Source organism: Ruegeria sp. C12 (assembly GCF_056537745.1).
The window spans coordinates 244,570-270,626 of the sequence record NZ_JBQFSA010000004.1; the positions used below are offsets into that span (position 1 = coordinate 244,570).

The window sequence follows — 26,057 nt, forward strand, 5'->3', positions numbered from 1 at the left end:
CAGGACCGCACATGGACAATCCCGAAAGGGCGCGCATATTGCAGGGCATGACACGGGCATCGGATATCCTGATCGTTGGCGGCGGCCTGAATGGCCCCGCCCTGGCACTGGCCTTGGCGCAAACCGGTCACGCGGTCAGCGTGATTGATTCTCTGGCCGAGACGGTCCGTACAGACGCAGACTTTGACGGGCGGTCTTATGCGCTGGCGCTGGCCTCGAAACGGTTGCTGGACGCGATTGGTGTGTGGGAGCGGGTCGCGGACCACGCCCAGCCGATGCTTGAGATCAAGGTGACCGACGGCCATGCCGGTTCCGGCCCGTCGCCCTTTTTCATGCATTTCGACCATGCCGAGATCGAAGAAGGCCCGATGGGCTATATGGTCGAGGATCGCCACCTGCGCCGCGCCTTTCTTGAGGCGATGGCAGAGGAAAAGCGCATCACCCAGATCAGCGGCAAGACCGTTGTGGCGCAGGAAACGGGTACATCCGGCGTCACCCTGACATTGGATGACGGCAGCACGGTTGCAGGGCAACTGGTCGTCGGGTGCGACGGTCGGCGCAGCGGTACGGCGGCGCGGGCGGGCATCAAGCGCAGCGGGTGGGATTATGGTCAAACCGCCCTTGTCTGCGCCATCGAGCACGACCTGCCCCATCACGGCGTCGCGCATCAGTTCTTCATGCCCCCCGGGCCACTGGCGATTCTGCCACTGACCGGCAATCGCAGTTCCATCGTCTGGAGCGAACGCACCGACACCGCCTATCGCATCAACGCGCTGCCCGAGGCCGAGTACCTACAGGTTCTGCGGCCCAGATTCGGAGATTTTCTGGGTGACATCCGCCTGCAAGGCGACCGCTTCACCTATCCGCTGAACCTGACCATCGCCAATTCCTTTATCTCGGATCACTTGGCCTTGGTTGGGGATGCGGCGCATGGGATGCACCCGATTGCCGGGCAAGGCCTGAACGCCGGTCTGCGCGACGTGGGCGCGCTGGCCGAAGTGCTGACACTGGCCGGACGGCGGGGTGAAGAGATCGGCTCGACCCTTGTATTGCAGCGGTATCAGGAGTGGCGGCGCTTTGACACAGCCTCGCTTGCGATGGCGACGGATGTGTTCAACAAGCTGTTTTCAAACGACAATCCGCTGCTGCGGATCGGTCGCGATATCGGAATGGGGATCGTCGGATCCTTGCCCGGATTGCGGCGCGGATTCGTGCGTGAAGCGGCAGGTCTGACTGGCGATCTGCCGAAACTGCTGCAAGGCCGCCCGATTTAGTCCAGCGGACGCGCCTCATCCACCAGCATCACCGGAATCCCGTTGCGGATCGGAAAGGCCAGCCCTGCGGTTTTGGACACCAGTTCCTGCTTTTCCGCGTCATAGTGCAATGTTGTATGCGTCTGCGGGCAAATCAGCGCCTCAAGCATATGGCGGTCGAACGCGTTTGCTGGATCACTCATTGCAGTGTTTCCTCATTTGATCCGCCACGCAGGGCGAATTCGATCAATGTCACAAGGGTTTCGCGCCGTGTGCGCAGGCACGGAGCTTCTAGCAGGGCTTGTTTGTCTTCCGGGTCGAAATCCATCAGCATCGACAGGGAATTCACCAAAAGCTCATCATCGGCATCCTTCAGCGAACCCCAGTCGGTGGACAATTGGCGGGATACGAAGAACCGTTCCAAAAGGGTCAGAAACCGTGTCCGATTGAACCCATCATCGTTCTCGGACTTGCCCAGATCGCGATCAAACCCATCCCATGACACCTCGCACCGGCGATACGGGGTGAAGGCGTCCAGTTCGGATTTGATGCGGAACCGGGAAATGCCAGTCAGTGTGATCAGGTACCGGCCATCTTCGGTTTCGGAAAACTGGGTGATGCGCCCGGCGCATCCGATGCGGTGCAGCTTGGTGTCATCGTTGGCCGAGGGGTTCGGCTGGACCATCGCAATCAGCCGTTCCTTGGTCTTCAGCGCGTCATCCACCATTTGCAGGTAGCGCGGCTCAAAAATATGCAGCGGCAGGGGAGAACGGGGCAGCAGCAGCGCCCCGGGCAATGGGAAAACGGATACCGTTTCCGGCAGGTCGGCGGGATGCATCATGTACCCGAGTGTAGCTCTGATCAGGAATTAGGCAAATATCATCGAGCTGAGCTTGCGCCGCCCGTTCAGAACAATCGGATCATTGGGCTTGAGCGCGTCGAAAATCGTGAACAACTGAGCCTTGGCCGCACCGTCATTCCATTCGCGATCCCGGCGGAACAATTCCAGCAATTGCGCCACGGCGTCTTCCACATCGCCGTTGGCGTGCAGCGCCTGCGCCAGATCGAAACGCGCCTGATGGTTGTCGGGCTCGGCCTCGACCGCAGCGGTCAGTTCAGCCACCGGGCCCGCATCTGCCGCCTGTTTCGCCAATTCCAATTGTGCATGCGCCGCTTCCAGTTCGGGCGCGTTGGAAATCTCGGCCGGGGCACCGTTCAGGATCGCCTCGGCCTGTTCCAGATCGTCGGATGCGATATGCGCGCGCACCAGCCCGCCATAGGCCGCTGCATGGTTGGGGTCTTCGCCCAGAATGGCGGCAAAGGTCTGCGCCGCATCTACGGCGGCCCCTTCGGCCAGCATTTCTTCGGCGGCCTGAACGGCCTCCTCCAACTGGCCACCGGGGCTTTCGCCGCCTGCAGCTTCGATCACGCGGTCCACAAAGGCCTTGATCTCGGACCCCGGCAGCGCGCCCTGAAACCCGTCAACCGGCTGACCCTTGAAGAAGGCGTAAACGGTTGGGATCGACTGGATCCGCAACTGAGACGCAATCATCTGCGCCTCGTCCACGTTGATCTTGACCATCTTCACCGCACCTTTGGCGGCGGTTACGGCCTCTTCCAGCAATGGCCCCAACGTTTTGCACGGGCCGCACCACGGCGCCCAGAAATCCACGATCACCGGGATGTCCTGCGACGCCTCGACCACATCGGCCATGAACGTGGCCTCAGAGCCGTTCTTGATCAGATCGGTGGCGGGGGTGCTGTCTGACGGGTTCAGAAGGTCCATGGCAAATACTCTTTCGTTCGAACTTGCGCCCTATATGCAACCGCTTGGCGCAGAAACCAAGGGCTGAGTTTGCCGGTTACAGATCGAAACTTGCAAAGACGGGCGCGTGATCGCTGGGCTTTTCCCATCCGCGCGCCGCGCGCAGGATACGGCTGGAATGGCCCGCGTTCGAGATATCCGGCGTCGCCCAGACGTGATCCAGCCGCCGCCCCTTGTCTGCCGCGTCCCAATCCCGGGCACGATACGACCACCAGCTATACAACTGGCCTTCAGGGATATCCTGCCGGGTGATATCGACCCAACCGCCCGCATCTTGCGTTTCCGCCAGTTGGTCAACCTCGATCGGAGTATGTGAGACCACCTTGAGCAGTTGCTTATGCGACCAGACATCATCTTCGCGCGGGGCGATGTTCAGATCGCCCACCAGAATGGACTTCTCGGGCTTCTCCGCATGGAACCAGTCGCGCATATCAGTAAGGTAATCGAGCTTCTGCCCGAACTTCTCATTCACCTCACGATCCGGCACATCCCCGCCTGCCGGGACGTAAAAATTGTGGATCGTCACGCCATTTTCCAACCGCCCTGCAATGTGACGGGCATGGCCGAGACCGGCGAAATCCTTGTCGCCCACCTCTTCCATCGGCAGGCGCGACAGAATGGCGACGCCGTTATAGCCCTTTTGGCCACGGGCAACCATGTGGGTATACCCCAGTTCCGCAAACCCTTCGGTCGGGATCTTTTCGACCGGAGACTTGCATTCCTGCAAACACAGCACATCCGGAGCCTCTTCCTGCAACAATTTCAGCACGATAGGCTCGCGCAGGCGGACCGAGTTGATGTTCCAGGTGGCAAGGGTGAAGGGCATGGGTCGGGATTCCTCTGTCGCGATTGGGCGGAGGTTAGCGCGACATAGAACCAGGTGCCATGAGAAAAGGTCGCGGAACAACTTCGTTACCTGAATCGCAGTTAAGCGGACAAAGCACCATTTCGCTGCGACTGCGCCAAGGCCCGCTTTACAGGTTTCGCCTTTGTCAAAAACGGTCGTTTCTCAGCGTCAACGTTATCTCAGCCTATAATTCACTACACAACAGGCGCGGATAACTAGGTCGGCAGTGTGGGCAAGGAAGGTGTTGCTCATAGGTTTGAAGTTTTGGCAAGTATGACCGCTTTGGTATTGAGAATTTCTTGAAAGACAGCAAATATCTGACTAGCAGAGTTAAGATCTGATAGGTGCCAGCGCAATGTGGTTGCAAAGACTGTTGTTGGTCGTAACATTCCCGGCCCTAGCGTCTGTGCTCTTTGTTGCTTCCCCCGCGCAAGCGAACCAGCTTAACAACTGGTCGATTTCTTGCGGAGTCGACCAAGGAGCGATCACTAAGAAAGGTAAGGACTGGCGCTTTACCACCAGTTCAAACAGGTGCCCAGGAGGATCTTGGCAGCAACGTGCTGAAATCTCTACAAAACATGTGAAACCAAATGTGAAAGGGGCTTATCTGTTTACTTCAAGGGTATCGATGACAAGCAGCCGCCCAAAGCGCTTCGATATCTTCCAACTGCACGATGGGCGGCGTTCGTGCGCTCCGCCACTCAAGGTAACGGTTCTATCGAATGGCAGAATGGAGCTTTGGAGCGACACTGAGTTCACGAACGGCGGTTGCATATATGGAAAGCTGACTCGGCAACCATCTGCGGGCAGGCTTAGGTTTGATGGGACAGAACAAGAACTGAAAGTCCTCATAAACTTCGATGGTAACGGCGGTTTCGATGTTACCGTTTGGTTGGATGGACGGGTCGAAATGAAGGGCCGATATGACCAGCCCCTTCAAGCTAACGCTTTCAGATCAACCAAGTTCTATTTTAAGCACGGAGCGTACTCACCAAAAACCTTTGACTACGTGCTGTTTTCTCGCGGGATGAGTGTGAAAAAAGTAAGGCTCAGCAACTGAGTACTACGCGTACACCACTCTCTGCGGAAAACCGAAGCAGCGCTGATGACAGGGCACTATCTGCACTGCCTCGCGGGGTGAAGAACTGAGTAGATGCGAAATTTACCGCGCTGCGGGCGCTCGCAGCTCGAAAGGGCAAGGTACAGTTTGGGCTCAAAGCGGACATTTATAAATCAACTCCCCACAAAAAAAGCCGGGCCATCAGGCCCGGCAGTCCAACAGGGAGGTGCATGTCATAACCCGGACATGCGCGGGTTGGGAGTAACCTAATTATGAGGCCAGAGTATCACTTTGATCCAAATCAATCCACCTCGGATCACGATACAAGGCGATATCCACCCGATTCTGTGACCAAAAGGCGTGCATTCGATGGATCAGGCTCGATCTTCTGACGTAGACGGTAGATGTGCGTTTCCAGCGTGTGGGTGGTGACACCGGCGTTGTAACCCCAGACCTCGTGCAGAAGCACATCGCGTGCCACGACGCCATCGGTCGAGCGGTACAGGAACTTGAGAATGTTGGTCTCTTTCTCGGTCAGACGAATCTTGCGGTCTTCCTCGGTGATCAGCATCTTCATGGCTGGCTTGAAGGTGTACGGGCCAAGAACGAATACGGCGTCCTCGGATTGTTCATGCTGGCGCAGTTGCGCACGGATGCGGGCCAGAAGAACCGGGAATTTGAAGGGCTTAGACACATAATCATTGGCACCGGCATCCAGGCCCAGGATCGTGTCGGCGTCGCTGTCATGGCCCGTCAGCATCAGGATCGGGCTTTTGACGCCCTGTTTGCGCATCAGGCGGCACAGCTCTCGCCCGTCGGTATCGGGCAGTCCCACATCCAGAATGACCAGATCGTAGATCGCTTCGCGGGCCCGCTCCATCGCTGACGAACCATCAGAGGCTTCGAACACGTCAAAATCCTCGGTCATCACCAGTTGCTCGCTAAGCGCTTCGCGCAGGTCTTCGTCGTCATCCACCAGCAGGATTTTCTTGAGCTGAGCCATTTCGCGGTCCTCCTAAGCCTTTTCCATCACTTGCGCGTAGAAGATGCAATCGACAAGCTTTGCTGCACCCGTCTCACGCCATCGTGTCAGACGCGGCGGAAATGTTTCACATTTCTTTTGGAAACCGTTAGAAGTCCGCCGAACGCGATTGGGCATTATCAATGAGTCTGAACCCCGACATCACCGAGCTGTTGGCCCGCGCACGGGCTGACCTGCGCATGGGCGTACCCGTGGCCCTGACCGACGACAGCGGCGTCAGTGTGTTGGCGCTTGCGGCCGAGACGCTCAGCCCCCAACGTCTGGCGGATTTGCGCGGGCTTGGCGGGACACCTGTGGTCGCAATCACCGGACGGCGGGCCGAGACGCTGAAAGCGCGCGCCTATGACGGGGATCTGGCGCGGGTTGTGATCCCGGCAGATGTTGAGATTGACTGGGTGCAGGCGGTTGCCGATCCCTCGGATGATCTGAACGCGCCGATGAAGGGCCCCCTGATGACCGAGCGGCAGGGGAACGCAAACCTGCATCGCATTGCCATCGCGCTGATCAAGTCGGCACGCCTGCTGCCGGCAGCTGTTGTGATGCCGGTTGAGGACGGCCGGGCCTTTGCGGCACAGCACGGCCTTACCTGCATCGATCACACGCGTGCGGCCCTTCATCTGGCGGATCGCAGCGCCCTGCACCCGGTTGTCGCCGCGCGTCTGCCGATGGAGGTGTCCGAGGCAGGACGTCTGCATGTGTTCCGCCCCGAAGACGGTGGCGAAGAGCATTACGCCGTAGAAATCGGTCGTCCGGATCGCGACAAACCGGTTTTGGCGCGCCTGCACTCGGCCTGTTTTACCGGCGACCTGATTGGCAGCCTGAAATGCGATTGCGGCCCGCAGTTGCGGGGCGCGCTGGCGCAAATGGGGGCTGAGGGTGCAGGCGTATTGCTGTACCTGAATCAAGAGGGGCGCGGGATTGGCCTGGCCAATAAGATGCGCGCATATTTCCTTCAGGATCAGGGGTTTGACACTGTCGAGGCCAATCACCGGCTGGGCTTTGAAGACGATGAGCGCGATTTCCGGCTGGGCTCGGACATTCTGAAATCGCTGGGCTTTAGCTCGGTGCGTCTGTTGACCAACAACCCGGCCAAGATGTCGATGATGGAGAAAACCGGGATCGCAGTGACCGAGCGGGTGCCGCTGAAAGTGGGTGAGACGGCTCATAACCGGGGCTATCTGGCCACCAAGGCTGCGAAATCCGGGCATTTACTGTGACACCGGGCGATCTGGTCTGGACCCCACGCGGCGTCCGGTTTCTGGGCCGCGTCTTTCCCTGTTCGATTGGGAAAGGGGGCCTGAGCGCCGCAAAACGCGAGGGTGACGGGGCCACCCCAATCGGCACGCACCGCATTGTCGGGATGCTGTATCGCCCGGATCGGATGCTTGCACCCTGTTCCTGGGCGCGGCCCATCGGCCCGACGGATTTGTGGTCCGACGATATGTCCGACAGCCACTATAACAGTTTGGTTTCAGCGCCTTACGCCTTCAACCATGAAAAGCTGCGCCGGGCGGATCCGTTATATGATCTGGTTCTAATAACCGACTGGAACTGGCCAAATGCGGTGCCGGGGGCGGGGTCGGCCATCTTTGTCCATCAATGGCGCCGGCCCCGCTTTCCGACAGAAGGTTGCGTGGCCTTCCGTCGCGATCATCTGCACTGGATCGCCCGGCGGATCGCACCGGGCACGCGGCTGATTATTCCTCAGGCCTGACCCGCTCGCCGAAAATGGCCGAGCCGACCCGCACATGGGTCGCACCAAGGGCGATGGCTTGCTCGAAATCACCACTCATGCCCATGGACAGGCCGTCCAATCCGTTGCGTTCAGCAATTTTGGCCAGCAGGGCAAAATGCAGCGCGGGCTCCTCATCGACCGGTGGGATGCACATCAGCCCCCGTACCGGCAGGTCCAGAGCCTTGCATTCTGCGATGAACCCATCCGCGTCGGTCGGGAGAATCCCGGCCTTTTGTTCCTCTTCCCCTGTATTCACCTGAACGAACAGGTCTGGGCAGGACCCGATCTCCTGCGCCAGCCGCGCCAAGGTTTTGGCAAGTTTCGGACGGTCGACGGAATGGATCGCGTCGCACAGCTCTATCGCTTGTCGCGCCTTGTTGGTTTGCAACGGTCCGATCAGGTGCAGGTCTATCCCGTCGAACTGCTCTTTGAACGGGGGCCACTTGCCCGCCGCCTCTTGCACCCGGTTCTCACCGAAACAGCGGTGGCCCTGTTCCAGTACGGCCCGAACCCGTTCATTCGGCTGAACCTTCGATACGGCGATCAGCTTGACCGACCCGGGGACACGGCCTGCTTTGGCTTCGGCCTTTGTGATACGGGCGGTGATGTCTTGCAGGGACATGGCGTTCCTCGAATCTGTCTTTGGCGCGACAGAACACCATGTGCGGGCAAAAGAAAAGGGCGGGTCCAAAGACCCGCCCTAAGAACCGTTCGGTTCAGATCAACTTAGAAGTTGAACTGTGCACCGAAGTCAGCACGCAGCTGGCTGTCGCCGTCGCCACGCTTCTGGTTGCCGATACCACCGCGCAGCGATGCACCGCCACCCAGGTCGTAGATGGCACCAATGCCGTACTGCTGCAGGTCGTCGTCAGCCGAACCGTCACCGTAGGCGAAGGTCAGGGTGGTTGCTGCGTTCACGTTGTAAGCAGCCGACAGACCATATGCGGTACCGTTGCGGCTGTCATCTGCAACGTCATCGTCCGCGACGAACAGAGTGCCCGAGAAGTCACCGAATTCTGCACCCAGGGTCAGAACGGCCAGGCTTTGCTTGTCAAGCGAACCAATGTCGCTGGTCTCACCATAGGCCACAGCGGCAGTGATGTTGTTGAAGGTGTAGGTCGCGCTGATGTCCCAACGGTCGGCGTCGGTGGTGTCCGAGCCGGTTGCCGCAGCGTTTGCGAAGGTGCGCTGGTCATACGACGCGCCAAACGCGAAATCGCCAACTGCATACTGGAAGAACACAGCATTCGAGCCCGAGCCGGTCGAGCTGTAACCCAGGAAGCTGTAGTCAACGCCCGAGTACTGGCCGATGAAGTTTTCCAGACCAGGCTCGTTACCGTAGTAGTTTGCCAGGTTGTCGAACGAGCCAGCAACGTTGCCCGCGTCAACACGCAGACCGCCGAAGATGACCGAGAAACGCGCGCCGTTCAGGCTGGCCGCGTTTGCTTCGCCATTGCCTGCGTCTTCGTCAGCTTGCAGACGAACACGACCTTCAAAGCGTACGCCACCGTCGGTTTCAACGATGCCGTCGATGTTCAGACGGAAACGCGAGACCAGGATGGTTTCGTCGGTTTCAACGCCAGTCGCTGCGCCAGAACCTGTACCGGTTACGACGGACACGGTGTCAACGGTGCCTGTGCGGTCTTCCAGGTAACCCAGACCGAAACGGCCGTAACCGCTGAATTTCACTTCAGCTGCTGCAACGCCTGCGGTCGCGATCAGCGCCGTCGTTGCGAAGAGAACTTTTTTCATCTTGTTTCCCTCGGTTTCAAAAAGTTTTATCTACTCGACACATACCAAGGCATATGTCTCAGCACGGACACCGTTTCGCTCTTTTTGCCCCCATTGCGCAAGCTTGGCATAAGCGGTGCGGGTTCATTGGGATCAGATTGGTGCAAGGATGCCACAGTCGGTTTTGGGGCCTGTCAGGCGGCAATCACACCGACAATTCATAAAGAATAGGCTTGTTGCACACAGGGACCTTAGTTAGGAGTATCCCCCGACGATGTATAGCAAGTGAAAACAGGATCTGCTGACGATGCGCCTGCCGACGATTTTGGGTCTGATTGCAATTACCGCCGCCGTTTCCGCCTGCGGCCCGAATCGCGGCGCTGCGCCGAACCCGGTTTACAACGATACGGACAGCACCCGATCCGCTGAACGGGAACTGAACGACCCCAACCGTTCGACCATCTGGGATGTGTTCGACCGCAGCGGTGCTGAGCAAACAGCGAATGTGAACCGTTACCTGTGGGCCGCATCGCTGGACGTTCTCAGTTTCCTGCCTGTGCAAGAGGTGGATCCGTTTACCGGCGTAATTGTAACGGGTTACGGCACTCCTCCGGGCGGAGGGCGTTCGTACCGGGCAACCGTGCATATCAGCGACCCGGCGCTTGCGGCGCGGTCCTTGTCGGTTGCGTTGCAGTCCAGCGGCGGTGCACCCGTCAGCGCGGCAACCTCGCGCGCGGTTGAAGATGCGATCCTGTCTCGCGCACGTCAGCTACGCATTGCAGACAGTAAGTTCTAGCAACCCGTCTAATTTCGCACTAAGACCACGCCGGGTTCTGACCCGGCGTTTTCATTCACGAAGGACCGCATGATGTCGCGCTACTCGGCCAACGAAATCGAAGCAAAATGGCAAGAGGCCTGGGACAAGGCCGGGATCTTCACAGCCAACCACAAGGCGGACAAGCCGAAATACTATGTGCTTGAGATGTTCCCTTACCCGTCGGGGCGCATCCATATGGGGCATGTGCGCAACTACACGATGGGCGACGTGATCGCGCGGCACAAGCTGGCGACCGGGCACAACGTGCTACACCCGATGGGCTGGGACGCGTTCGGGATGCCGGCCGAAAACGCCGCCATGGCCATCGGCGGCCACCCAAAAGACTGGACTTATGGCAATATCGCCGACATGCGCGGGCAGATGAAACCTCTGGGCCTGTCGATCGACTGGTCACGCGAATTTGCCACCTGTGACCCGGAATATTACGGCCAGCAACAGGCGCTGTTTCTGGACATGCTCGAGGCCGGGCTGGTTTACCGCAAGAACGCCGTGGTGAACTGGGACCCGGTCGATATGACCGTTCTGGCCAATGAACAGGTGGAAAACGGGCGCGGCTGGCGCTCGGGCGCGCTGGTCGAGCGGCGCGAGTTGACGCAGTGGTTCTTCAAAATCTCGGATTATTCCGAAGAGTTGCTGGATGCGCTGGATACGCTGGACAACTGGCCCGCCAAGGTGCGTCTGATGCAGGAGAACTGGATCGGCAAGTCCCGTGGCCTGCAATTCGGCTTTGACCGCACCGATGGAGGTGAGCCGATCACGGTCTATACGACTCGCCCCGATACGCTGCTGGGTGCGTCTTTCGTTGGCATCTCACCGGATCACCCGATTGCCAAGGAGCTGGAGTCTGAGAACCCCGAAGTCGCTGAATTTGTTGCCGAATGCCGCAAGGGTGGCACCACCGAAGAGGCCATCGAGACCGCTGAAAAGCTGGGCTATGACACCGGCATCCGCGTGCGCCACCCGCTGGATCCGAATTGGGAGCTGCCGGTTTGGATCGCCAACTTCATCCTGATGGATTACGGCACCGGCGCGATCTTTGCCTGCCCGGCGCATGACCAGCGCGACCTCGATTTCTGCCGCAAATACGGCCTGCCCGTGGTCGATACCTTCTTTGCGCTGGATGATGACACGCCGGTCGACAAGATCGCCTTCGTGCCGCCGAAGACCGAAAAGGTGCGCTGGGTGAACCATTTCGCGGGCCTGACCGAGGCCACGGGCGATGAGGCCATCAACACCACCGTCGATTTCGCCGAAAAGGCGGGTTGGGGTGAAGGCGTCACCAAATACCGCCTGCGCGACTGGGGCCTCAGCCGTCAGCGCTATTGGGGCTGCCCGATTCCCGTTGTGCATTGCGATGCCTGCGGCGTCGTGCCCGAGAAGAAAGAGAATCTGCCGGTCCGCCTGCCCGACGATGTCACATTCGACAAACCGGGCAACCCGCTGGACCGCCACCCGACCTGGCGTGACTGCGCCTGCCCGTCCTGTGGTGCCCCGGCCAAGCGTGAAACCGACACGATGGACACATTCGTCGATTCGTCGTGGTATTTCGCCCGATTCACCGCTCCGCGCGCGGAAACGCCCACCGATCTGGCCGAGGCCGAATACTGGATGAATGTCGACCAGTATATCGGCGGCATCGAACATGCGATTCTTCACCTGCTCTATTCCCGTTTCTTCGCGCGGGCGATGCAGATCACCGGGCATCTGCCGAAAAAGGCCATCGAGCCGTTCAATGCGCTGTTCACGCAAGGCATGGTAACGCATGAGATTTACCAGACCCGCGACGCCAAGGGCCGCCCGGTCTATCACCTGCCCGAGGATGTGACCGACGGTAAACTGGCCGACGGCACCGAGGTCGAGATCATCCCCTCGGCCAAAATGTCGAAGTCCAAAAAGAACGTGGTCGATCCGGTCAGCATCATCTCGGCCTTTGGCGCAGATACTGCGCGCTGGTTTGTGCTGTCCGATTCGCCGCCCGAGCGGGACGTTGAGTGGACCGCCGCCGGGGCCGAGGCCGCGTACAAACATCTGACCCGCGTGCACCGCATCGCCTCAGAAATCGCCGAGTCGGACAACCCGGCCAACAGCGAAGACGAAACCTTGCTGCGTGAAATGCATAAAGCCATCCATGATGTGACCGGAGGCGTCGAATCCTTTGGCTTCAACGCCTCGATTGCCAAGCTTTACGCCTTTACCAATACGCTGGCCAAATCCAAGGCGGGCACCGACGCCAAGCGTCAGGCCGCCAAGACACTGGCGCAACTGATGTCGCCGATGACCCCGCACCTGTCAGAGGAACTCTGGGAGTTGCTGGGCGGCGAAGGGCTGGTGGCAACTGCGCCATGGCCGGTGGCCGATGAGGCGATGCTGGTCGATGACACCATCACCCTGCCGATCCAGATCAACGGCAAGCGCCGCGCCGAAATCAGCATTCCAAAGGACATGGACAAGAACGAGGTTGAAAAACTCGCGCTTGGCACCGAAGCTGTGCAAAGGGCGCTGGATGGATCGGCCCCGAAGAAAGTGATCGTTGTCCCGGGTCGGATCGTGAATGTCGTCGTTTGACCGAAGAACCTTTCTGTTGATGCCGCTGGCGCTTGCTGCCTGCGGCTTTCAACCGGTTTACGCTCCGGGCGGGGCAGGATCGGCGCTGTTTGGCAAGGTCGAACTGTCTGCGCCAAATAACGAAAACACGTTCCTTCTGGTTCAGAATCTGGAACAGCAGCTTGGGCGCAGTGCGACCTCGGGTAAGGATTACAAGCTGAGCGTGCAGGTCTCTACTCAGGTTCAGAGCGCGGCCATCACCACAACCAACGAGACCAACCGCTACACGATCAACGGACGGGCGCAGTATTCGCTGCGCTCGAACGCCTCGGGGCAGATCGTGGCCTCGGGCACCGTCACCGATTTCGTGGGCTATTCGGCGTCTGGGTCAACGGTTTCCACACTCGCCGATGAACGCGACGCGACACGGCGCCTGATGACGATTCTGTCGGATCAGATCGTCAATCGCCTTTACGCCACGCCGGGCCTGACCGCATGAAGCTGAGCCCGCGTGAGGCTGACGGCTATTTCGCCAAACCGGATGCAGACAAGACCGGCCTGCTGATCTACGGCGCGGATGCCATGCGGGTGGCGTTGAAGCGTCAACAGGTGCTGGCGGCCTTGCTGGGCGCAAATGCCGAAGAGGAAATGCGCCTGACCCGGATGCCCGGCAGCGACTTGCGCGGCGACCCCGCTTTACTGCTGGATGCGGTCAAAGCGGTCGGTTTCTTCCCCGGCCCCCGCGCCGTGTTCGTCGAAGAAGCCACGGATGCTGCCGCCCCCTCGATTTTGGCCGCGCTTGAGGATTGGGCACCCGGAGACGCGCAGATCATCGTCACCGCAGGGCAGCTGAAACCCAGTTCCAAAATCCGCAAAGCCTTCGAATCGCACCCGGCGGCCTATGCGGTTGGTATCTATGACGATCCGCCCTCACGGGCCGAGGTCGAGCGTGTGCTGGCCCAGGCCGGATTGCGGAACGTGCCGCGCGACACAATGTCGGCGCTGAACGAACTGGCCGTCAGCCTCAGCCCCGGCGATTTCGCCCAGACGGTTGAAAAACTGTCGCTGTTCAAGCGCGGAGATGACAGCGAACTCAGCCTGGAGGACATCGAAGCCTGCGCGCCCCGTTCGACCGAAGCGGCGCTGGACGATGTCCTGAACGTGGTCGCCGAGGGCCGCGCTGGTGAGATCGGGCCGCTGATCCGGCGTCTGCAGGCGCAGGGCACCAATGGGGTGACGCTGTGCATCGGCGCGACCCGGCATTTTCGCACACTTTACGCCTGCGCCTCGGACCCCGGCGGTGCGGCGCAGGGAATCGGCAAGCTGCGCCCGCCGGTCTATGGCAAACGCCGCGACCGCATTCTGCGGCAAGCGCAGGGATGGGGCGCACCCAAGCTGCAAACGGCGCTGACCGTTTTGACCGATACCGACCTGTCCTTGCGCTCAGCCGGGCAGACAGCCCCGGCGATGGCGCTGGTCGAACGTGTCATGATCCGTCTGGCAATGCTCGCCCGGTCGCGCTGACCCTGCGTTTGTCTTGACCCCTGCCCGTTCCGGGCCACACTCAGGCCAGCAAATGGCAGGAGATCAGCATGTACAAGATCTATGGACGCGTCCAAAGCCGCGCCTCGCGCGTCATCTGGCTGCTGGAAGAGCTCGGGCAGCCGTACGAGTTGGTCAATGTCGGACCACGTGATCCACAGGTTGCCGCGTTGAACCACAGCGGCAAGATTCCGGTTCTGGTGGACGGCGATCATGTGATCTCGGACAGTTCCGCGATCATGACCTATCTGGCCGACAAACACGGGGCCTTCACCTTCCCGGCGGGCAGCCCTGAACGCGCCGCTCAGGATTCGGTGTTCCACGCGATTCTGGACGAACTGGACGCGGTCCTGTGGGTTGCGGCACGGCACGGGTTCATCCTGCCCGAGAACAAGCGCGTCCCGCAGATTGGCGAGGCCGCCAAATGGGAGTTCGATCAGAATTTCAAGCGGTTAGAGAAACGGTTCCAGGGTCCGTTCCTGATGGGTGATCAAATGACCATCGCCGATATCCTGCTGGTACATTGCATGAGCTGGGCAAAGGGCGCGGGCTTTTCGTTGGATTCGGACGTGTTGAAAGCCTACGGCAAAGAGATGCGGAACCGGCCTGCCTATAAGAAACTGGCCGAACTCAATTAATCAGGACCGTTTTGCCTCAGCCGGTCTACTGCGGATCGACCGGCCCAGCGCCCTGTGGCCAGACACGCCGTCAACAGGTAACCACCTGTTGGCGCTTCCCAGTCCAGCATCTCTCCGGCGCAAAAAACGCCTGGCAGGGCCGTCAGCATCAAGCCATCGGTCAGGGCCGCGCACGAAACGCCACCTGCGGTTGAGATGGCTTCGTCCATTGGCCGCGGGCCCGCATGATGAACCGGCAGCGATTTGATGAGTTGCGCCAAGGCATCGGGCGCGGACGGGATGGGCCGCCCGAACTCCATGAGCAACGCCGTTCGGGTCGGCCCCAGTTTCAGAACTTTGCGGATGTGATTGGACAGGCTGGCCTTGCCGCGCGGTTTGCTGAGGCGCTGCGCCACGTCGTCCTGCGACACATCAGGCATCAGGTCGAGCGTCAATGGCGCCCCGTCTCGCACCGCTTTGCAGATGGTGTAGATGCCGCCGCCCTCCAGCCCGCGGGCCGAGATCACCGCCTCGCCGCGTGTGTGCAAGGACCCGGCTTGCAGGGCAACACCTTTGATTGGCGCGCCGAAATGCGATGCCATTTGGTCGGACCAGTCGACCAGAAGACCGGCATTGGCGGGAGCAAACGGGGTGATCTGAACACCTTTGTCGGCAAGGGGGGTCGCCCAATTGCCGTCCGATCCCAATCGCGCCCAACTGGCCCCGCCCATCGCTAGAATTGTCGCGCTTGCCGTCAGGCTGTGTTCGCCGTCCGGGGTGTCGAATGTCAGCACATCGCCCTGCCACCCAGTCCAGCGCCAGCGCGTCCTGATCTCAACGCCCGCTTCTGACAGGCGGGCCAGCCACGCGCGCAACAGGGGTGAGGCTTTCATGACGGTTGGAAATACCCGGCCCGTCGAGCCGGTGAACAGCTCTTGCCCCAAACCGCGCGCCCAGTCCTGAACGGCCTGCGCGTCGAACTCGGCCAGCATCGGAAGCAGCCAGTCGGCGGCTTCGTCATAAGACTGGATCAAGGTCTCGAAAGGTTCATCCTTGGTCAGGTTCAGCCCCGATTTTCCCGCCATCAGAAACTTGCGCGCGACCGAGGGTTTGGCCTCGGCCACCAGAACCGAGTGACCGGCCCGGGCAAGCTGTTCCGCCGCCATCAACCCGGCGGGACCTGCCCCGATCACCACTGCCTGCGCCATTCGCACCCTCTTGCCTTCGTCGCCCACAGGCGCATCATTCCCGATCATGACGAACAGCGATCCGATCTGCCCGCTTTGCGACCGCCCGATCCCCGAAGGCGGCGGCAGCCTGCATCATCTGATCCCAAAACTCAAAGGAGGCAAGGGCGGACCCACCGTTCTGCTGCACCAGATCTGCCACAAGGAAATCCACGCCACGCTGACCGAGGCCGAATTGGCGCGCAGTTTCAACACGGTCGAGGCCCTGCGCGCGCATCCCAGGCTTGAGAAATTCCTGAACTGGGTCCGCAAACGCCCGCCCGGTTTTCGTTCGAAAGTGCCGGGAAAACGGCGCGCTCGGTGATCAGCCGGGCAGGACGGGATCACCGAAGGCATCCGAAATCGGCTGGGCCAGGCCCTCGAACTCCAACCCCTTGAAATCCGGCACCGGTGCGAATTGCGCGCCCTGAATGTGCTGAAATTCCAGCGTTGTGTAGGGGCGCTTCCACAACCATTCGCGGTTTCCGACCGCCCACGGGTCGGGATCAGGCGGGGCGTCCTGCGTGAAGGCGTAGAAATGCAGATCGAACCCGTATGGAGCGACGTCCTGCATTGACAGCAGTTTCATGCCCCGGGCGCGGCAGAACGCGTCCTCGGCGGCTATATCGCCGGTACGCAGGGTGATCTGACCGACCCGCGCCTGCGCGAACGGGTTCGCGGGATCGGCTGCATTTTCGGGCCGGTTGCCTTCGAAATCATGTTGCAGAAGTTCGATCACAAAGCCTTCGGGGTCGCTGAGATGGGCCATGTAGCCGATATCCAGAAACTGGCGCGGGACACTGACAGCATGGCCCTGTTTGCTCAACGCCTCAACCGCCGCGTCCACATCGGGCAGAGTAATCCCGATCTTCCAGTATCGTTGCCCCTGATCATGGGCGTACCCGCCGCCACCTGGCATCAGCAACAGATCCGCATCCTGCCCGTCATAGCCGACGCGGCGGTTTTGCCCTTCGGCCCGCACCGACATGCCAAGCGCGTTCCGGTAAAATCCGGCCAGGCGATCCGGATCGGCGACGCGCAATCGCAGCGCGGACAACCTCATCGGCACAGCTCGGCGATGCCAGCGGCGATGTCGGGCTTTGCAGCGACACTGTCCGCCACCAGCTCGCGCGCTGTGGGCATCAGGTCTTCGGGCGCGACGATGCGGTCCACAAGACCGAAGGCATAGGCTTCCTCTGCCGTGATCTTCTGCCCTGCCATCAGGATCAGTTTGGTCCGCGCCGGGCCAATCAGGGCCGCCATGCGTTTGGGATCGGACGGTTGCGGCAGAAAGCCCAGCTTCATCACCGGATAGAAGAACTTGGCCGAGGGCACCGCGATGCGCAGATCACAGGCCAGCACCATCCCGTTGGCCCCACCGGCCAGCGTACCGTTCAATGCGGCCACCGTCAGACAGGGCAAGGCGGCAATCGCGCCCGACAGGCGCTCCCACACGTCCGAGGTGGCCAGCCCGGCGCGCGCCTCGTCCAGATCGGCCCCGGCGCTGAACACTTTGCCGGTACCTGTCAGGATCAGCGCGCTGGCCTCGGTCGCGGCCTCGGCAATCTCGGCCAGTTCGGTCAGCATCGCACCGGTCAGGGCGTTTGCCTTGCCCGGGTTATTGATCGTGACGGTCCATAGACCGTCGTCCTTCGTCAATTCAATCACGTCAAGCCGATCCTTTGGCGGATGTCATCTTGGCGTAGGGAAATCTCGGAGCCCAAGAACTCATCCGAGTCTGACGAACACATCCACATCAGCGCCCGCGCGGGCCAGTCCGCCGGGATGTGAACATCCCAATCCAACTGGCTAACCGGGTTGATGCCGCTGGCCTTGATGACACGTTGCATATCCGTGGCCACAGTGCCCGGCGACAGGCCCATGGCGCGGATACCGTTATGCGCCTCTTCCAGATGCAGGCATTCGGTCAGCATCTTCGCACCCGCTTTCGAGGAACAATAGTGGCTCCACGCCTCAACCGGGTTCGATGCCGCACCGGACGAGACGGTCAGGACCGTACCACCCCTGGCGGCGCGCATCACCGGCAGGGCGGCGCGCATGCCGTAGAATACGCCTTTGAGGTTAATATCGATGGCCTGGCTCCAGGATGCGACATCGGCGTTGGACAGGTGAAAGATCGGCTCGATCACACCTGCATTGCCGATCAGTACGTCCAGACCGCCAAACCGGGCAACGCAATCGGCCACCGCCTGTTCGACCTGCGCGAAATCACTGACGTCGCAAGCCAGCGCAATCGCGTTATCCCCCAGCGCAGCCGCCAGCGCATCAATCTGATCACGACTGCGTGCAATCAGCGCGACATTGGCCCCGGCTGCGGCAAAAACGCGCCCCGCCTCGGCCCCGATTCCCCGGCTGGCCCCTGTTATGAGTACTGTTTTTCCCTGCATTTCCCCCTCCTCAATCCGTGGGCTGGTCCTTGTCCAAAGCCGTAGCGCGGAAACGGGGAAGGCGTCCAGCCCTTGCCCCTTGACGATACCCGCCGCAACCCCGACCATGCGCCACAAATTGATCAAGAAGGGTTACCTTATGTCTGTTTTCCTTCGCCGCAGCTGCGGCGCAGCCCTGGCTTACGCCGTTGCCACCCAAGGCGCCTGGGCCGACCTGACTGCAAATGATGTCTGGGCCGATTGGCAGAACTATTTCCAGTCGATGGGCTATACAATTACCGGCGATCAAAGCAACGCCGGGGACGTGACCACAATCGCGGACATGACCCTGTCGATGACCTTCCCCGAAGATGACGGTCAGTTCCAGATGGTCATGCCGGAAATGACACTGACCGAAAACGGCGATGGCACCGTCAGCATCGGCTTTCCCGACAGCTTCCCGATGACAATCTCGGGCACGGCCGAAGATGAGGCATTCTCGGTCGACCTGATCTATTCGCAGACCGATCTGGACATGGTTGTTTCCGGCTCGCCCGAAGACATGACCTATGACTATTCCGCATCCACCCTCAGCATCGTTCTGGGCGAGTTGCAGGCTGGCGACGAAGCCCTGCCCGATGATGCTCTGAATGTCAGCTTTGACATGACCGACCTGTCCGGAAGCTCTCGCATGTTGATCGGTGATGAGCGCACAATCGATCAGACGTTCGAAGCCGCCGAACTGTCCTACGACATCCAGTTCGAAGACCCTGAGAACGGCGATTCCGGCCTGTTTGTCGGCAAAATGGACCAGTTGACGTTTGCGGGTGAAAACATCCTGCCGCTGGAATTTGACCTCAGCGATCCTGAGGCGCTGTACGCTGCCGGTTTCGCCTTTGCGGGCGATTTCACCTATGCCTCGGGCAAGACCGATATCAGCGGCGTCAGCGAGGGTGAGCAGTTCAACATGGCCAGCTCATCCGAAGGCGGGCGCTTTGCGGCCAGCATGGATGCCGAGCGGATTGCCTATGATATCGAGCAGAACAATACCAAGCTGGCGGTGACAACGGCGGACCTGCCCTTCCCATTGGAAGCCGCGATGGAGAAAGCCGGTCTGCAACTTGAGATTCCGGTTCAACCTTCGGATGAGGTCAAGCCGTTTGGCTTCTCGATGAACCTGACCGATTTCACCATGTCGGATATCTTGTGGAGCATGTTTGACCCCGCAGGCACTCTGCCCCGCGATCCGGCGACCATCGCGCTGGACACCAGCGGCACCGCCAAAGTTCTGATGAACATCTTCGATCCCGAAGAGGCCGCCGAGTTCGAAGCAACAGGCGAGATTCCGGCCGAGCTGCACTCGCTGAAGATCAACGAGCTTCTGGTTTCGCTGGTTGGGGCAAGACTGACCGGTGACGGCGATTTCACCTTCGACAACGCAAACACCGAGGAATTCGGCATGCCCGCCCCGGCTGGTGTCGCGAACCTTCAACTGGTGGGGGCAAATGCACTGATCGACAAGCTGATCGGAATGGGCCTGATGTCCGACAGCGATGCCTTGGGCGCCCGGATGATGATGGGCATGATGGCGGTGCCGGGGGATGAGCCCGACACGCTGAATTCAACCATCGAATTCACCGAAGACGGCCAGATTCTGGCGAATGGTCAGCGTATTAAGTAAATGTGATCGGGCAAGGGCGTGACCGCGCGCCCTTGCCCTTGACCTACGGTGCAGACGTCACAAAACCATTCGGTCACGGGTCTTGCGAGACGGGCTGTGCAAGGCTAGGTCCATTGCAGTCAAACCGGAGGCCCCATGACGCGCACACCAGAAGAAATCAGCCAATCCCTGCTGGATGCGGCCCGCAAAGCCGGGGCTGAAGCGGCCGATGCGATTGTTATCGACGGCTCGTCGGTCTCGGTCGAAGTGCGCGGCGGGGCCCTGGAACATGCGGAACGTTCGGAAGGGACCGATCTTGGGCTGCGGGTGTTTGTCGGCAAACGGCAGGCCATCGTCTCAAGCTCTGACAATCGTCCCGAAACCCTGAACGCGATGGCCGAACGCGCCGTTGCCATGGCGAAAGAGGCCCCCGAGGACCCCTTTGCCGGGTTGGCCGATGCCGCGCAACTGGCCAATGGCTGGGACATCGACGCGCTGGAATTGTTCGACCCCACCCCGGAACCTGCCCCAGATGCGTTGATGCAGGATGCGCTTGCCGCCGAAGCCGCCGCTTTGGCCGTACCGGGCGTGTCGCAAGTGTCCGACGCCGGTGCAAGCTATGGAACCCACCGCGTTTTTCTGGCCGCCACGAACGGGTTTTCGGGCGGGTATGCGCGCAGTTATCGCTCAACCTCGTGCGTCGCCATCTCGGGCGAAGGCACGGGGATGGAGCGGGATTATGACGGCGACAGCCGCACGTTCCAGTCCGACCTGCGCGACCCGCAGGAGATCGGTCGCAAGGCGGGCGAACGCGCCGTGGCCCTTGGGGGTGCGCGCAAGCCCGAGACCGGCAGCTTTCCAGTTCTGTTTGATGAACGTATCTCATCGTCTTTGATCGGGCATTTGCTGGCCGCCAGCAACGGTGCCGCCATCGCGCGCGGGGCCTCGTGGCTGAAAGACAGCCTTGGGAAGCAGATTCTGCCCGAACATTTGTCTCTGATCGAAGACCCCAGCCGCCCGCGCATCTCGGGCTCGCGCCCCTTTGATGCCGAAGGGCTGCCGACCCGCCGCCGCGCGATTGTCGAAAACGGCATTCTGACGGGCTGGACGCTGGATCTGTCCAGCGCGCGCAAGCTGGACATGGCCTCGACCGGCAACGCCACACGCGGCGTGTCGGGGCCGCCCTCGCCCAGCAACTGGAACCTGAGCCTGACCCAGGGTGACCAAAGCCGCGCGGACCTGATCCGCGACATGGGCACCGGCCTGTTGGTGACGTCGATGATCGGTTCGACAATCAACCCGAATACCGGCGATTACTCGCGTGGGGCCTCCGGATTCTGGGTCGAAAACGGTGAGATCACGCACCCGGTCAACGAATGCACCATCGCAGGCAATCTGCACGACATGCTGAAACGGATGATCCCGGCCAATGACGCGCGGGCTTATCTGTCGCGGGTCGTCCCCTCGGTGCTGATCGAAGGAATGACGCTTGCCGGCAACTGATCTGCCACTTCTGATCGACGCAGCCCTTGAGGCCGGAAAGATCGCCACCCGCTATTCCGGGGCGCAGGCGCAACGCTGGGACAAGCCCGACGGGGCCGGGCCGGTGACCGAGGCCGACCTGGCGGTAAACGCCATGCTGGAGCAGCACCTGCCCGCAGCCCGCCCCGATTACGGCTGGCTGAGCGAAGAAACCGAGGATACGCCGGATCGGCTGAACCGCGACCGCGTCTTTGTCATCGACCCGATCGACGGCACCCGCAGCTTTGCCGAGGGTGCCCGCACATGGGCGCATTCGCTGGCCATCGCTGAGAAGGGTGAGGTCACGGCAGCGGTGATCTATCTGCCCCTGCGCGACCTGCTGTACGCCGCAGCCAAGGGTCAGGGGGCCACGCTGAACGGCGCCCCCATCCGCATCGCAACAACCGCCACGCTGGACGATTCCGAGCTTTTGGCGGCCAAACCAAACCTCGCGCCCCATCATTGGCGTCAGGGCCAGCCCCCGTCGTTCACGCGGGCCTATCGCCCGTCGCTGGCCTATCGCATGGCGCTGGTCGCGCAGGGCCGGTTCGACGGGATGCTGACCCTGCGCCCCAGTTGGGAATGGGACATCGCGGCAGGCGACCTGATCGTGCGCGAGGCGGGCGGCATCTGCTCCGACCGTGCAGGCCAACCGCTGCGCTTCAACAATGCCCATCCCCGCCTGAACGGGGTGATTGCCGCCGGGAAACCCCTGCACGACCAGCTATCCGAACAACTGGATCCCAACGGCCCCGGGATCAGCGGATGAGCAAGCCCCGCTCTCTCAGCCTTGCGGCCTATCGGGTTTTGTCGTGGGGGGTTCCCAACGGCAATGGCCAGCCCGACCTGCCGCGACCTGAAGGGGAGTTGTTGTGGATCCACATCGCAGATCAGGACCGGCTGCGGGTGATCAATCACTTCTGCCACCGTCTGCAACAGGTCCGGCCCGGCCTGTCCATCCTGCTGAGCGCACCGCCAAAGGCTGACCTGAAACGATGGGCCGAAACGCCCTATCCGCTGATCACCCTGCCGGTCGAGCACACCGGCGCGGCACGCGGGTTTCTGAACCACTGGCGTCCGAATATGGGGCTGTGGGTTGGCGGCGGCCTGATGCCCAACATCATTACCCGCGCTCAGGAACGGGGCATACCGCTGATCCTGATCGAGGCGACGCTGGAGATCGAGATCCCCAGAACCGCGCGGTGGCTGCCGGACATTTCCCGGTATACATTTGATTGCTTTGACAGAATCCTGACCAAATCCGAAGACACATCACGCCAGATCCGGCGCATGGGTGTTGCATCGGCCAAGGTTGCCGTATCTCCCCCCCTGCAGATCAGCCCCAACCCGGAACCCTGGCCCGAAGACGAGCTTATTGAGATCAATCACATCTTTTCGGGTCGGCCCGTCTGGCTGGCGGCATGGGTGCAGGACAAGGAATTCATCTCGGTTCTCAGTGCCCATCGTCAGGCGATGCGGATGCTGCCGCGTCTGGCGCTGGTGCTGCATGTGGCCGACATGCGCGAAGCCGGACCGCTGCACAGGCGGCTTGAATCGATGGATCTGCGCTGTGCCTACTGGGATCAGGGCGACAAGATCGAAGACACGACACAGGTCATTCTGACATCCGAGCCCGAAGATCTGGGCCTCTGGCAACGAGTCTCACCCGTCACATTCATGGCCAGTTCGCTTGAACGTGGCGCAGCTGGCAAGGACCCGCTTGAGACGATTGCATTGGGATCGGCCATTGTGCACGGCCCCTTTGTGCACAGCCAGCAAGAGCTTTACGATCAGTTGAAACAGGTCAAGGCGGCACGCATGGTGAAATCCGCCACCGAATTGGGCGATGCGATTGTCGAGCTTCTGGCCCCCGATCAGGCGGCGGGCATGGCCCTTGCAGGATGGCAAATGATCACCGAAGGCGCGCCGCAGGCCGACCAGTTGATCGACATGGTGCAGGAAGCGCTGGACCAGCGGAGTGCAGATGATGCGAGCACCTGAGTTCTGGAACACCGGCCCAGACAAGCTGGACCTGCGGGCGCGGCTACTGGCCCCTCTGGGCCGTATCTACGCATCGGCAACCGCGCGCCGCGTTGCATCCGATACCGGCGTCAATCCGGGCGTTCCGGTGATCTGCATCGGCAACCTGAATGCAGGCGGAACCGGAAAGACCCCCACGGCGATCTGGGTTGTGGAACAGTTGCGAAGCAACTGGCACGAACCGCATATCGTCACACGCGGACATGGCGGGTCGCTGGAAGGACCGGTGCGGGTCGATCCAAGCAAACATTCGGCCGCGCAAGTCGGCGACGAACCGCTGCTGCTGGCCATGTTTGCCGAGGTTTGGGTGGCCAAGGATCGCGCCGCCGGTGCGCGTGCTGCCGCACAAGAAGGCGCAAGTGTGATCGTGCTGGATGACGGGTTCCAGAACCCCTCGGTCGCCAAGGATTTCTCGATCATCGTGGTGGACGCGCAACGCGGGTTCGGGAACGGGTTGTGCCTGCCTGCTGGGCCTTTGCGCGAACCCGTCGATGTGGGCCTGAAACGCGCCGATCTGGTTCTGTCCCTTGGCGACGCCCCCGCGCAACAGGTATTTGCCGATCAGTGGGGCGATCAGATTTCAGTGCCGCACGCGACCGGTGTCGTCGAACCTTTGCAAACAGGAATGGACTGGGCCGGGTCGCGCGTGCTGGCCTTTGCAGGCATCGGACATCCCGAGAAATTCTTCCAGACCCTGCGCCAGCAAGGGGCCGAGCTGCTGCGGGCCGAGGCTTTGGACGATCACCAACCGCTGACGACAGCCCTTATGACCCGGCTTGAGAACGAAGCCCGGTCCTTGGGTGCCCAGATGGTGACAACGGAAAAAGATGCGGTCCGGTTGCCCGATGCCTTTCGTCGCAAGGTCGTGACCCTGCCGGTGCGCCTGCAAGTGGCAGATGCCGATTCTGTGCGCGAGATGCTGTTAAAGGCGGCACCTTCGCCCTGATGGATCCGGCCAGCCCTGAACGGGCTGACCGGGAATGGGTTTAGCTGCCAAGCTCGGCTTCGATCAGCCGCTTGAAATCCTCGTAGGACTGGTTCGACACCTTCTCGCCGTTGACGATGAAGGACGGGGTGGCCTGAATATCGTCACGCTCGGCGTTTTCCTGATACCACGCAACCAGTGTCTGGGCGCGGGTACCGTCCTGCAGGCAGGCTTCTAGCTGATCGCCATCGATCCCGGCCAGACGCCCGATCTTGCGCAGCTCGTCGACGATTTCCGGCGGGCCGCCCGCGCGGGTCCATTCGGACTGACCTTCATAGATCAGGTCGGTGATGCCAAAGAACTTCTCGGGACCCGCGCAGCGCGCAACCATCGAGGCCCACAGACCATAGCGGTCAAAATACACCTCTCGGTAGATGAACTTGACCTTCCCGGTGTCGATGAAATCCTTCTTGAGCTGCTTATACGCGCCCTGATGGAAATTTGCACAATGCGGGCAGGTATAGGATGCGTATTCGATGATCTCGACCGGCGCATCCTCGGCACCCTGCACCATTTCGACGATGGTCGAGGTGTCCAGATCGGCCTCTTGCGCGATGGCACTGCCAACCAGCGGGTTGGCCGGGGTGGAATTCGAGGTTGTCAGCCAATAGCCGCCAGCGGCGACGGCGACAGCCGCACAGATTACGGTTGCAATACGGCTCATTCTCAGCCCTTTCTCAGCGTTTCTGTTTGGATAAAACGTTGCGGCCCAAACGTTCAAGGGCAGCGCGCAAATCACCATCGTGAACATCGCGCGACACTTTGTCTGCCTCGGCCGCAATTTCTGGTTTTATTTCCGGTTTTGCGTGTTTCGGTTTGTGATCGAAACTGGCCTGCCCCTCGGCAAATCCTGTCGGAGCGGTCTGGGTGATGCGAATGCGGCTGATCGCGTTATAGCCGTATACGGCGTTCACCTTGCCGCGCAGCTGTTCCTTCTGCATCTCCAGCATCGGGGCCTGTGGGCCCGTGGTCAGCAGGGTCAGCGTCGCGCCGATCCCGCCCTTGCCATAGCCCACATTGACCGGACGCGCGATCGAGGCGGTGTCCTGCCCCACAATCTCGGCCCAGTGGGTCAACAGACGCGACACGGCAAAGCCCCGGCTTTCCCCGGCGCGCCTGATCTGGTCGTTCAGCAATGTCGCGGTCCGTTTGAACCCGCGGGTCGAAGAACGTCTGCGCTGCATCTGGTTTCCAACTCCTGCGC

28 protein-coding genes are annotated in these 26,057 nt (G+C 60.9%); 15 read left to right on the top strand and 13 right to left on the bottom strand.

Features of this window, described 5'->3' with window-relative positions:
* Positions 1-11: 11 nt before the first annotated feature.
* The gene (locus ACR0C9_RS10425) at positions 12-1,274 is read left to right on the top strand and encodes an FAD-dependent monooxygenase (protein ID WP_480780954.1); all 1,263 of its coding nucleotides are present in this window, start codon (positions 12-14) and stop codon (positions 1,272-1,274) included.
* Here ACR0C9_RS10425 and ACR0C9_RS10430 read toward each other — a convergent pair.
* The 4 genes from ACR0C9_RS10430 to ACR0C9_RS10445 all read right to left on the bottom strand — a co-directional run bounded on the left by ACR0C9_RS10430 (position 1,271) and on the right by ACR0C9_RS10445 (position 3,904).
* Entirely contained in the window at positions 1,271-1,456 is a 186-nt protein-coding gene (locus ACR0C9_RS10430) for a Trm112 family protein (RefSeq protein ID WP_170455213.1), read from the bottom strand. The genes ACR0C9_RS10425 and ACR0C9_RS10430 overlap by 4 nt on opposite strands.
* A complete protein-coding gene (locus ACR0C9_RS10435) occupies positions 1,453-2,094 on the bottom strand; it encodes an LON peptidase substrate-binding domain-containing protein (RefSeq protein ID WP_170455215.1) in 642 nt (213 codons plus the stop codon). The genes ACR0C9_RS10430 and ACR0C9_RS10435 overlap by 4 nt, the downstream gene beginning before the upstream one ends.
* Positions 2,095-2,121: 27 nt before the next feature.
* On the bottom strand, positions 2,122-3,039 hold the full coding sequence (gene trxA / locus ACR0C9_RS10440; protein WP_170455217.1) for a thioredoxin: 918 nt from the start codon (positions 3,037-3,039) through the stop codon (positions 2,122-2,124).
* 76 nt (positions 3,040-3,115) lie between these two features.
* Positions 3,116-3,904, bottom strand: a complete 789-nt coding sequence (locus ACR0C9_RS10445) for an exodeoxyribonuclease III (protein ID WP_480780955.1) — start codon at positions 3,902-3,904, stop codon at positions 3,116-3,118.
* 376 nt (positions 3,905-4,280) lie between these two features.
* Between ACR0C9_RS10445 and ACR0C9_RS10450 the strand changes: the two genes are divergently transcribed.
* Positions 4,281-4,985, top strand: coding sequence for a hypothetical protein (locus tag ACR0C9_RS10450; protein ID WP_170634246.1), 705 nt, complete (start codon positions 4,281-4,283; stop codon positions 4,983-4,985).
* A 316-nt stretch (positions 4,986-5,301) separates the two neighbouring features.
* Here ACR0C9_RS10450 and ACR0C9_RS10455 read toward each other — a convergent pair whose 3' ends face one another.
* On the bottom strand, positions 5,302-5,988 hold the full coding sequence (locus ACR0C9_RS10455; protein WP_050605036.1) for a response regulator transcription factor: 687 nt from the start codon (positions 5,986-5,988) through the stop codon (positions 5,302-5,304).
* Positions 5,989-6,149: 161 nt separating this feature from the next.
* Between ACR0C9_RS10455 and ribA the strand changes: the two genes are divergently transcribed.
* A complete protein-coding gene (ribA, locus tag ACR0C9_RS10460) occupies positions 6,150-7,244 on the top strand; it encodes a GTP cyclohydrolase II (protein ID WP_480780956.1) in 1,095 nt (364 codons plus the stop codon).
* Positions 7,241-7,741 carry a L,D-transpeptidase family protein gene (locus ACR0C9_RS10465; RefSeq protein WP_480780957.1) on the top strand — a complete coding sequence of 167 codons (501 nt, stop codon included), beginning with the start codon at positions 7,241-7,243 and terminating at the stop codon, positions 7,739-7,741. The genes ribA and ACR0C9_RS10465 overlap by 4 nt, the downstream gene beginning before the upstream one ends.
* Here ACR0C9_RS10465 and ACR0C9_RS10470 read toward each other — a convergent pair.
* Together ACR0C9_RS10470 and ACR0C9_RS10475 are read right to left on the bottom strand one after the other, a co-directional pair.
* Positions 7,725-8,384: a YggS family pyridoxal phosphate-dependent enzyme gene (locus tag ACR0C9_RS10470; RefSeq protein ID WP_480780958.1), complete on the bottom strand. Its 660-nt coding sequence runs from the start codon at positions 8,382-8,384 to the stop codon at positions 7,725-7,727. The genes ACR0C9_RS10465 and ACR0C9_RS10470 overlap by 17 nt on opposite strands.
* A 104-nt stretch (positions 8,385-8,488) precedes the next feature.
* On the bottom strand, positions 8,489-9,514 hold the full coding sequence (locus ACR0C9_RS10475; RefSeq protein ID WP_480780959.1) for a porin: 1,026 nt from the start codon (positions 9,512-9,514) through the stop codon (positions 8,489-8,491).
* 286 nt (positions 9,515-9,800) lie between these two features.
* On the opposite strand from ACR0C9_RS10475, the gene ACR0C9_RS10480 reads away from it, so the two are divergent.
* From ACR0C9_RS10480 to ACR0C9_RS10500, 5 genes are all read left to right on the top strand, one after another.
* Positions 9,801-10,289: a DUF3576 domain-containing protein gene (locus ACR0C9_RS10480; RefSeq protein WP_480586287.1), complete on the top strand. Its 489-nt coding sequence runs from the start codon at positions 9,801-9,803 to the stop codon at positions 10,287-10,289.
* A gap of 72 nt (positions 10,290-10,361) precedes the next feature.
* Positions 10,362-12,896 carry a leucine--tRNA ligase gene (leuS, locus tag ACR0C9_RS10485; protein ID WP_480780960.1) on the top strand — a complete coding sequence of 845 codons (2,535 nt, stop codon included), beginning with the start codon at positions 10,362-10,364 and terminating at the stop codon, positions 12,894-12,896.
* Positions 12,883-13,374: an LPS assembly lipoprotein LptE gene (gene lptE, locus ACR0C9_RS10490; protein WP_480780961.1), complete on the top strand. Its 492-nt coding sequence runs from the start codon at positions 12,883-12,885 to the stop codon at positions 13,372-13,374. The genes leuS and lptE overlap by 14 nt, the downstream gene beginning before the upstream one ends.
* Complete coding sequence (gene holA / locus ACR0C9_RS10495) at positions 13,371-14,399, top strand: DNA polymerase III subunit delta (RefSeq protein WP_480780962.1); 1,029 nt, start codon at positions 13,371-13,373, stop codon at positions 14,397-14,399. Before lptE ends, holA begins: the two co-directional genes overlap by 4 nt.
* A 68-nt stretch (positions 14,400-14,467) precedes the next feature.
* A complete protein-coding gene (locus ACR0C9_RS10500) occupies positions 14,468-15,055 on the top strand; it encodes a glutathione S-transferase family protein (protein WP_480780963.1) in 588 nt (195 codons plus the stop codon).
* On the opposite strand, the gene ACR0C9_RS10505 is transcribed toward ACR0C9_RS10500, so the two are convergent.
* Positions 15,052-16,290: a TIGR03862 family flavoprotein gene (locus ACR0C9_RS10505; RefSeq protein WP_480780964.1), complete on the bottom strand. Its 1,239-nt coding sequence runs from the start codon at positions 16,288-16,290 to the stop codon at positions 15,052-15,054. The genes ACR0C9_RS10500 and ACR0C9_RS10505 overlap by 4 nt on opposite strands.
* Between ACR0C9_RS10505 and ACR0C9_RS10510 the strand changes: the two genes are divergently transcribed.
* Positions 16,289-16,585 (top strand): HNH endonuclease, encoded by a 297-nt coding sequence (locus tag ACR0C9_RS10510; protein WP_480627114.1) that lies wholly within the window; start codon positions 16,289-16,291, stop codon positions 16,583-16,585. The two genes, ACR0C9_RS10505 and ACR0C9_RS10510, sit on opposite strands and share 2 nt — an antisense overlap.
* On the opposite strand, the gene ACR0C9_RS10515 is transcribed toward ACR0C9_RS10510, so the two are convergent.
* Genes ACR0C9_RS10515 through ACR0C9_RS10525 form a run of 3 tightly spaced genes read right to left on the bottom strand, consistent with a single transcriptional unit; the run spans position 16,586 to position 18,668 of the window.
* On the bottom strand, positions 16,586-17,323 hold the full coding sequence (locus tag ACR0C9_RS10515) for a VOC family protein (RefSeq protein ID WP_480627113.1): 738 nt from the start codon (positions 17,321-17,323) through the stop codon (positions 16,586-16,588). It lies immediately after the preceding gene.
* Positions 17,320-17,928 (bottom strand): enoyl-CoA hydratase/isomerase family protein, encoded by a 609-nt coding sequence (locus tag ACR0C9_RS10520; RefSeq protein ID WP_170455246.1) that lies wholly within the window; start codon positions 17,926-17,928, stop codon positions 17,320-17,322. The genes ACR0C9_RS10515 and ACR0C9_RS10520 overlap by 4 nt, the downstream gene beginning before the upstream one ends.
* On the bottom strand, positions 17,925-18,668 hold the full coding sequence (locus ACR0C9_RS10525) for an SDR family oxidoreductase (RefSeq protein ID WP_480780965.1): 744 nt from the start codon (positions 18,666-18,668) through the stop codon (positions 17,925-17,927). Before ACR0C9_RS10525 ends, ACR0C9_RS10520 begins: the two co-directional genes overlap by 4 nt.
* Before the next feature lie 139 nt (positions 18,669-18,807).
* Between ACR0C9_RS10525 and ACR0C9_RS10530 the strand changes: the two genes are divergently transcribed.
* From ACR0C9_RS10530 to lpxK, 5 genes are all read left to right on the top strand, one after another.
* Positions 18,808-20,328 (top strand): DUF2125 domain-containing protein, encoded by a 1,521-nt coding sequence (locus tag ACR0C9_RS10530; protein WP_170624617.1) that lies wholly within the window; start codon positions 18,808-18,810, stop codon positions 20,326-20,328.
* Between the two features lie 135 nt (positions 20,329-20,463).
* Positions 20,464-21,810: a TldD/PmbA family protein gene (locus ACR0C9_RS10535; RefSeq protein WP_170624619.1), complete on the top strand. Its 1,347-nt coding sequence runs from the start codon at positions 20,464-20,466 to the stop codon at positions 21,808-21,810.
* Positions 21,797-22,597 (top strand): 3'(2'),5'-bisphosphate nucleotidase CysQ, encoded by an 801-nt coding sequence (locus ACR0C9_RS10540; protein ID WP_170624621.1) that lies wholly within the window; start codon positions 21,797-21,799, stop codon positions 22,595-22,597. Before ACR0C9_RS10535 ends, ACR0C9_RS10540 begins: the two co-directional genes overlap by 14 nt.
* On the top strand, positions 22,594-23,829 hold the full coding sequence (locus ACR0C9_RS10545) for a glycosyltransferase N-terminal domain-containing protein (protein WP_170455253.1): 1,236 nt from the start codon (positions 22,594-22,596) through the stop codon (positions 23,827-23,829). Before ACR0C9_RS10540 ends, ACR0C9_RS10545 begins: the two co-directional genes overlap by 4 nt.
* The gene (gene lpxK, locus ACR0C9_RS10550; protein WP_170624713.1) at positions 23,816-24,814 is read left to right on the top strand and encodes a tetraacyldisaccharide 4'-kinase; all 999 of its coding nucleotides are present in this window, start codon (positions 23,816-23,818) and stop codon (positions 24,812-24,814) included. Before ACR0C9_RS10545 ends, lpxK begins: the two co-directional genes overlap by 14 nt.
* 40 nt (positions 24,815-24,854) lie before the next feature.
* On the opposite strand, the gene ACR0C9_RS10555 is transcribed toward lpxK, so the two are convergent.
* Together ACR0C9_RS10555 and ACR0C9_RS10560 are read right to left on the bottom strand one after the other, a co-directional pair.
* Positions 24,855-25,517 carry a DsbA family protein gene (locus ACR0C9_RS10555; protein WP_170455256.1) on the bottom strand — a complete coding sequence of 221 codons (663 nt, stop codon included), beginning with the start codon at positions 25,515-25,517 and terminating at the stop codon, positions 24,855-24,857.
* Positions 25,518-25,530: 13 nt separating this feature from the next.
* The gene (locus tag ACR0C9_RS10560; RefSeq protein WP_170455258.1) at positions 25,531-26,037 is read right to left on the bottom strand and encodes a DciA family protein; all 507 of its coding nucleotides are present in this window, start codon (positions 26,035-26,037) and stop codon (positions 25,531-25,533) included.
* Positions 26,038-26,057: the final 20 nt, after the last annotated feature.

Coding starts and splice junctions, on each gene's coding strand:
- ACR0C9_RS10425 (WP_480780954.1), top strand. CDS start 12: ATGGACAATCCCGAAAGGGCGCGCATATTGCAGGGCATGACACGGGCA.
- ACR0C9_RS10430 (WP_170455213.1), bottom strand. CDS start 1,456: ATGAGTGATCCAGCAAACGCGTTCGACCGCCATATGCTTGAGGCGCTG.
- ACR0C9_RS10435 (WP_170455215.1), bottom strand. CDS start 2,094: ATGATGCATCCCGCCGACCTGCCGGAAACGGTATCCGTTTTCCCATTG.
- trxA (WP_170455217.1), bottom strand. CDS start 3,039: ATGGACCTTCTGAACCCGTCAGACAGCACCCCCGCCACCGATCTGATC.
- ACR0C9_RS10445 (WP_480780955.1), bottom strand. CDS start 3,904: ATGCCCTTCACCCTTGCCACCTGGAACATCAACTCGGTCCGCCTGCGC.
- ACR0C9_RS10450 (WP_170634246.1), top strand. CDS start 4,281: ATGTGGTTGCAAAGACTGTTGTTGGTCGTAACATTCCCGGCCCTAGCG.
- ACR0C9_RS10455 (WP_050605036.1), bottom strand. CDS start 5,988: ATGGCTCAGCTCAAGAAAATCCTGCTGGTGGATGACGACGAAGACCTG.
- ribA (WP_480780956.1), top strand. CDS start 6,150: ATGAGTCTGAACCCCGACATCACCGAGCTGTTGGCCCGCGCACGGGCT.
- ACR0C9_RS10470 (WP_480780958.1), bottom strand. CDS start 8,384: ATGTCCCTGCAAGACATCACCGCCCGTATCACAAAGGCCGAAGCCAAA.
- ACR0C9_RS10475 (WP_480780959.1), bottom strand. CDS start 9,514: ATGAAAAAAGTTCTCTTCGCAACGACGGCGCTGATCGCGACCGCAGGC.
- ACR0C9_RS10480 (WP_480586287.1), top strand. CDS start 9,801: ATGCGCCTGCCGACGATTTTGGGTCTGATTGCAATTACCGCCGCCGTT.
- leuS (WP_480780960.1), top strand. CDS start 10,362: ATGTCGCGCTACTCGGCCAACGAAATCGAAGCAAAATGGCAAGAGGCC.
- lptE (WP_480780961.1), top strand. CDS start 12,883: ATGTCGTCGTTTGACCGAAGAACCTTTCTGTTGATGCCGCTGGCGCTT.
- holA (WP_480780962.1), top strand. CDS start 13,371: ATGAAGCTGAGCCCGCGTGAGGCTGACGGCTATTTCGCCAAACCGGAT.
- ACR0C9_RS10500 (WP_480780963.1), top strand. CDS start 14,468: ATGTACAAGATCTATGGACGCGTCCAAAGCCGCGCCTCGCGCGTCATC.
- ACR0C9_RS10510 (WP_480627114.1), top strand. CDS start 16,289: ATGACGAACAGCGATCCGATCTGCCCGCTTTGCGACCGCCCGATCCCC.
- ACR0C9_RS10505 (WP_480780964.1), bottom strand. CDS start 16,290: ATGATCGGGAATGATGCGCCTGTGGGCGACGAAGGCAAGAGGGTGCGA.
- ACR0C9_RS10515 (WP_480627113.1), bottom strand. CDS start 17,323: ATGAGGTTGTCCGCGCTGCGATTGCGCGTCGCCGATCCGGATCGCCTG.
- ACR0C9_RS10525 (WP_480780965.1), bottom strand. CDS start 18,668: ATGCAGGGAAAAACAGTACTCATAACAGGGGCCAGCCGGGGAATCGGG.
- ACR0C9_RS10530 (WP_170624617.1), top strand. CDS start 18,808: ATGTCTGTTTTCCTTCGCCGCAGCTGCGGCGCAGCCCTGGCTTACGCC.
- ACR0C9_RS10535 (WP_170624619.1), top strand. CDS start 20,464: ATGACGCGCACACCAGAAGAAATCAGCCAATCCCTGCTGGATGCGGCC.
- ACR0C9_RS10545 (WP_170455253.1), top strand. CDS start 22,594: ATGAGCAAGCCCCGCTCTCTCAGCCTTGCGGCCTATCGGGTTTTGTCG.
- lpxK (WP_170624713.1), top strand. CDS start 23,816: ATGCGAGCACCTGAGTTCTGGAACACCGGCCCAGACAAGCTGGACCTG.
- ACR0C9_RS10555 (WP_170455256.1), bottom strand. CDS start 25,517: ATGAGCCGTATTGCAACCGTAATCTGTGCGGCTGTCGCCGTCGCCGCT.
- ACR0C9_RS10560 (WP_170455258.1), bottom strand. CDS start 26,037: ATGCAGCGCAGACGTTCTTCGACCCGCGGGTTCAAACGGACCGCGACA.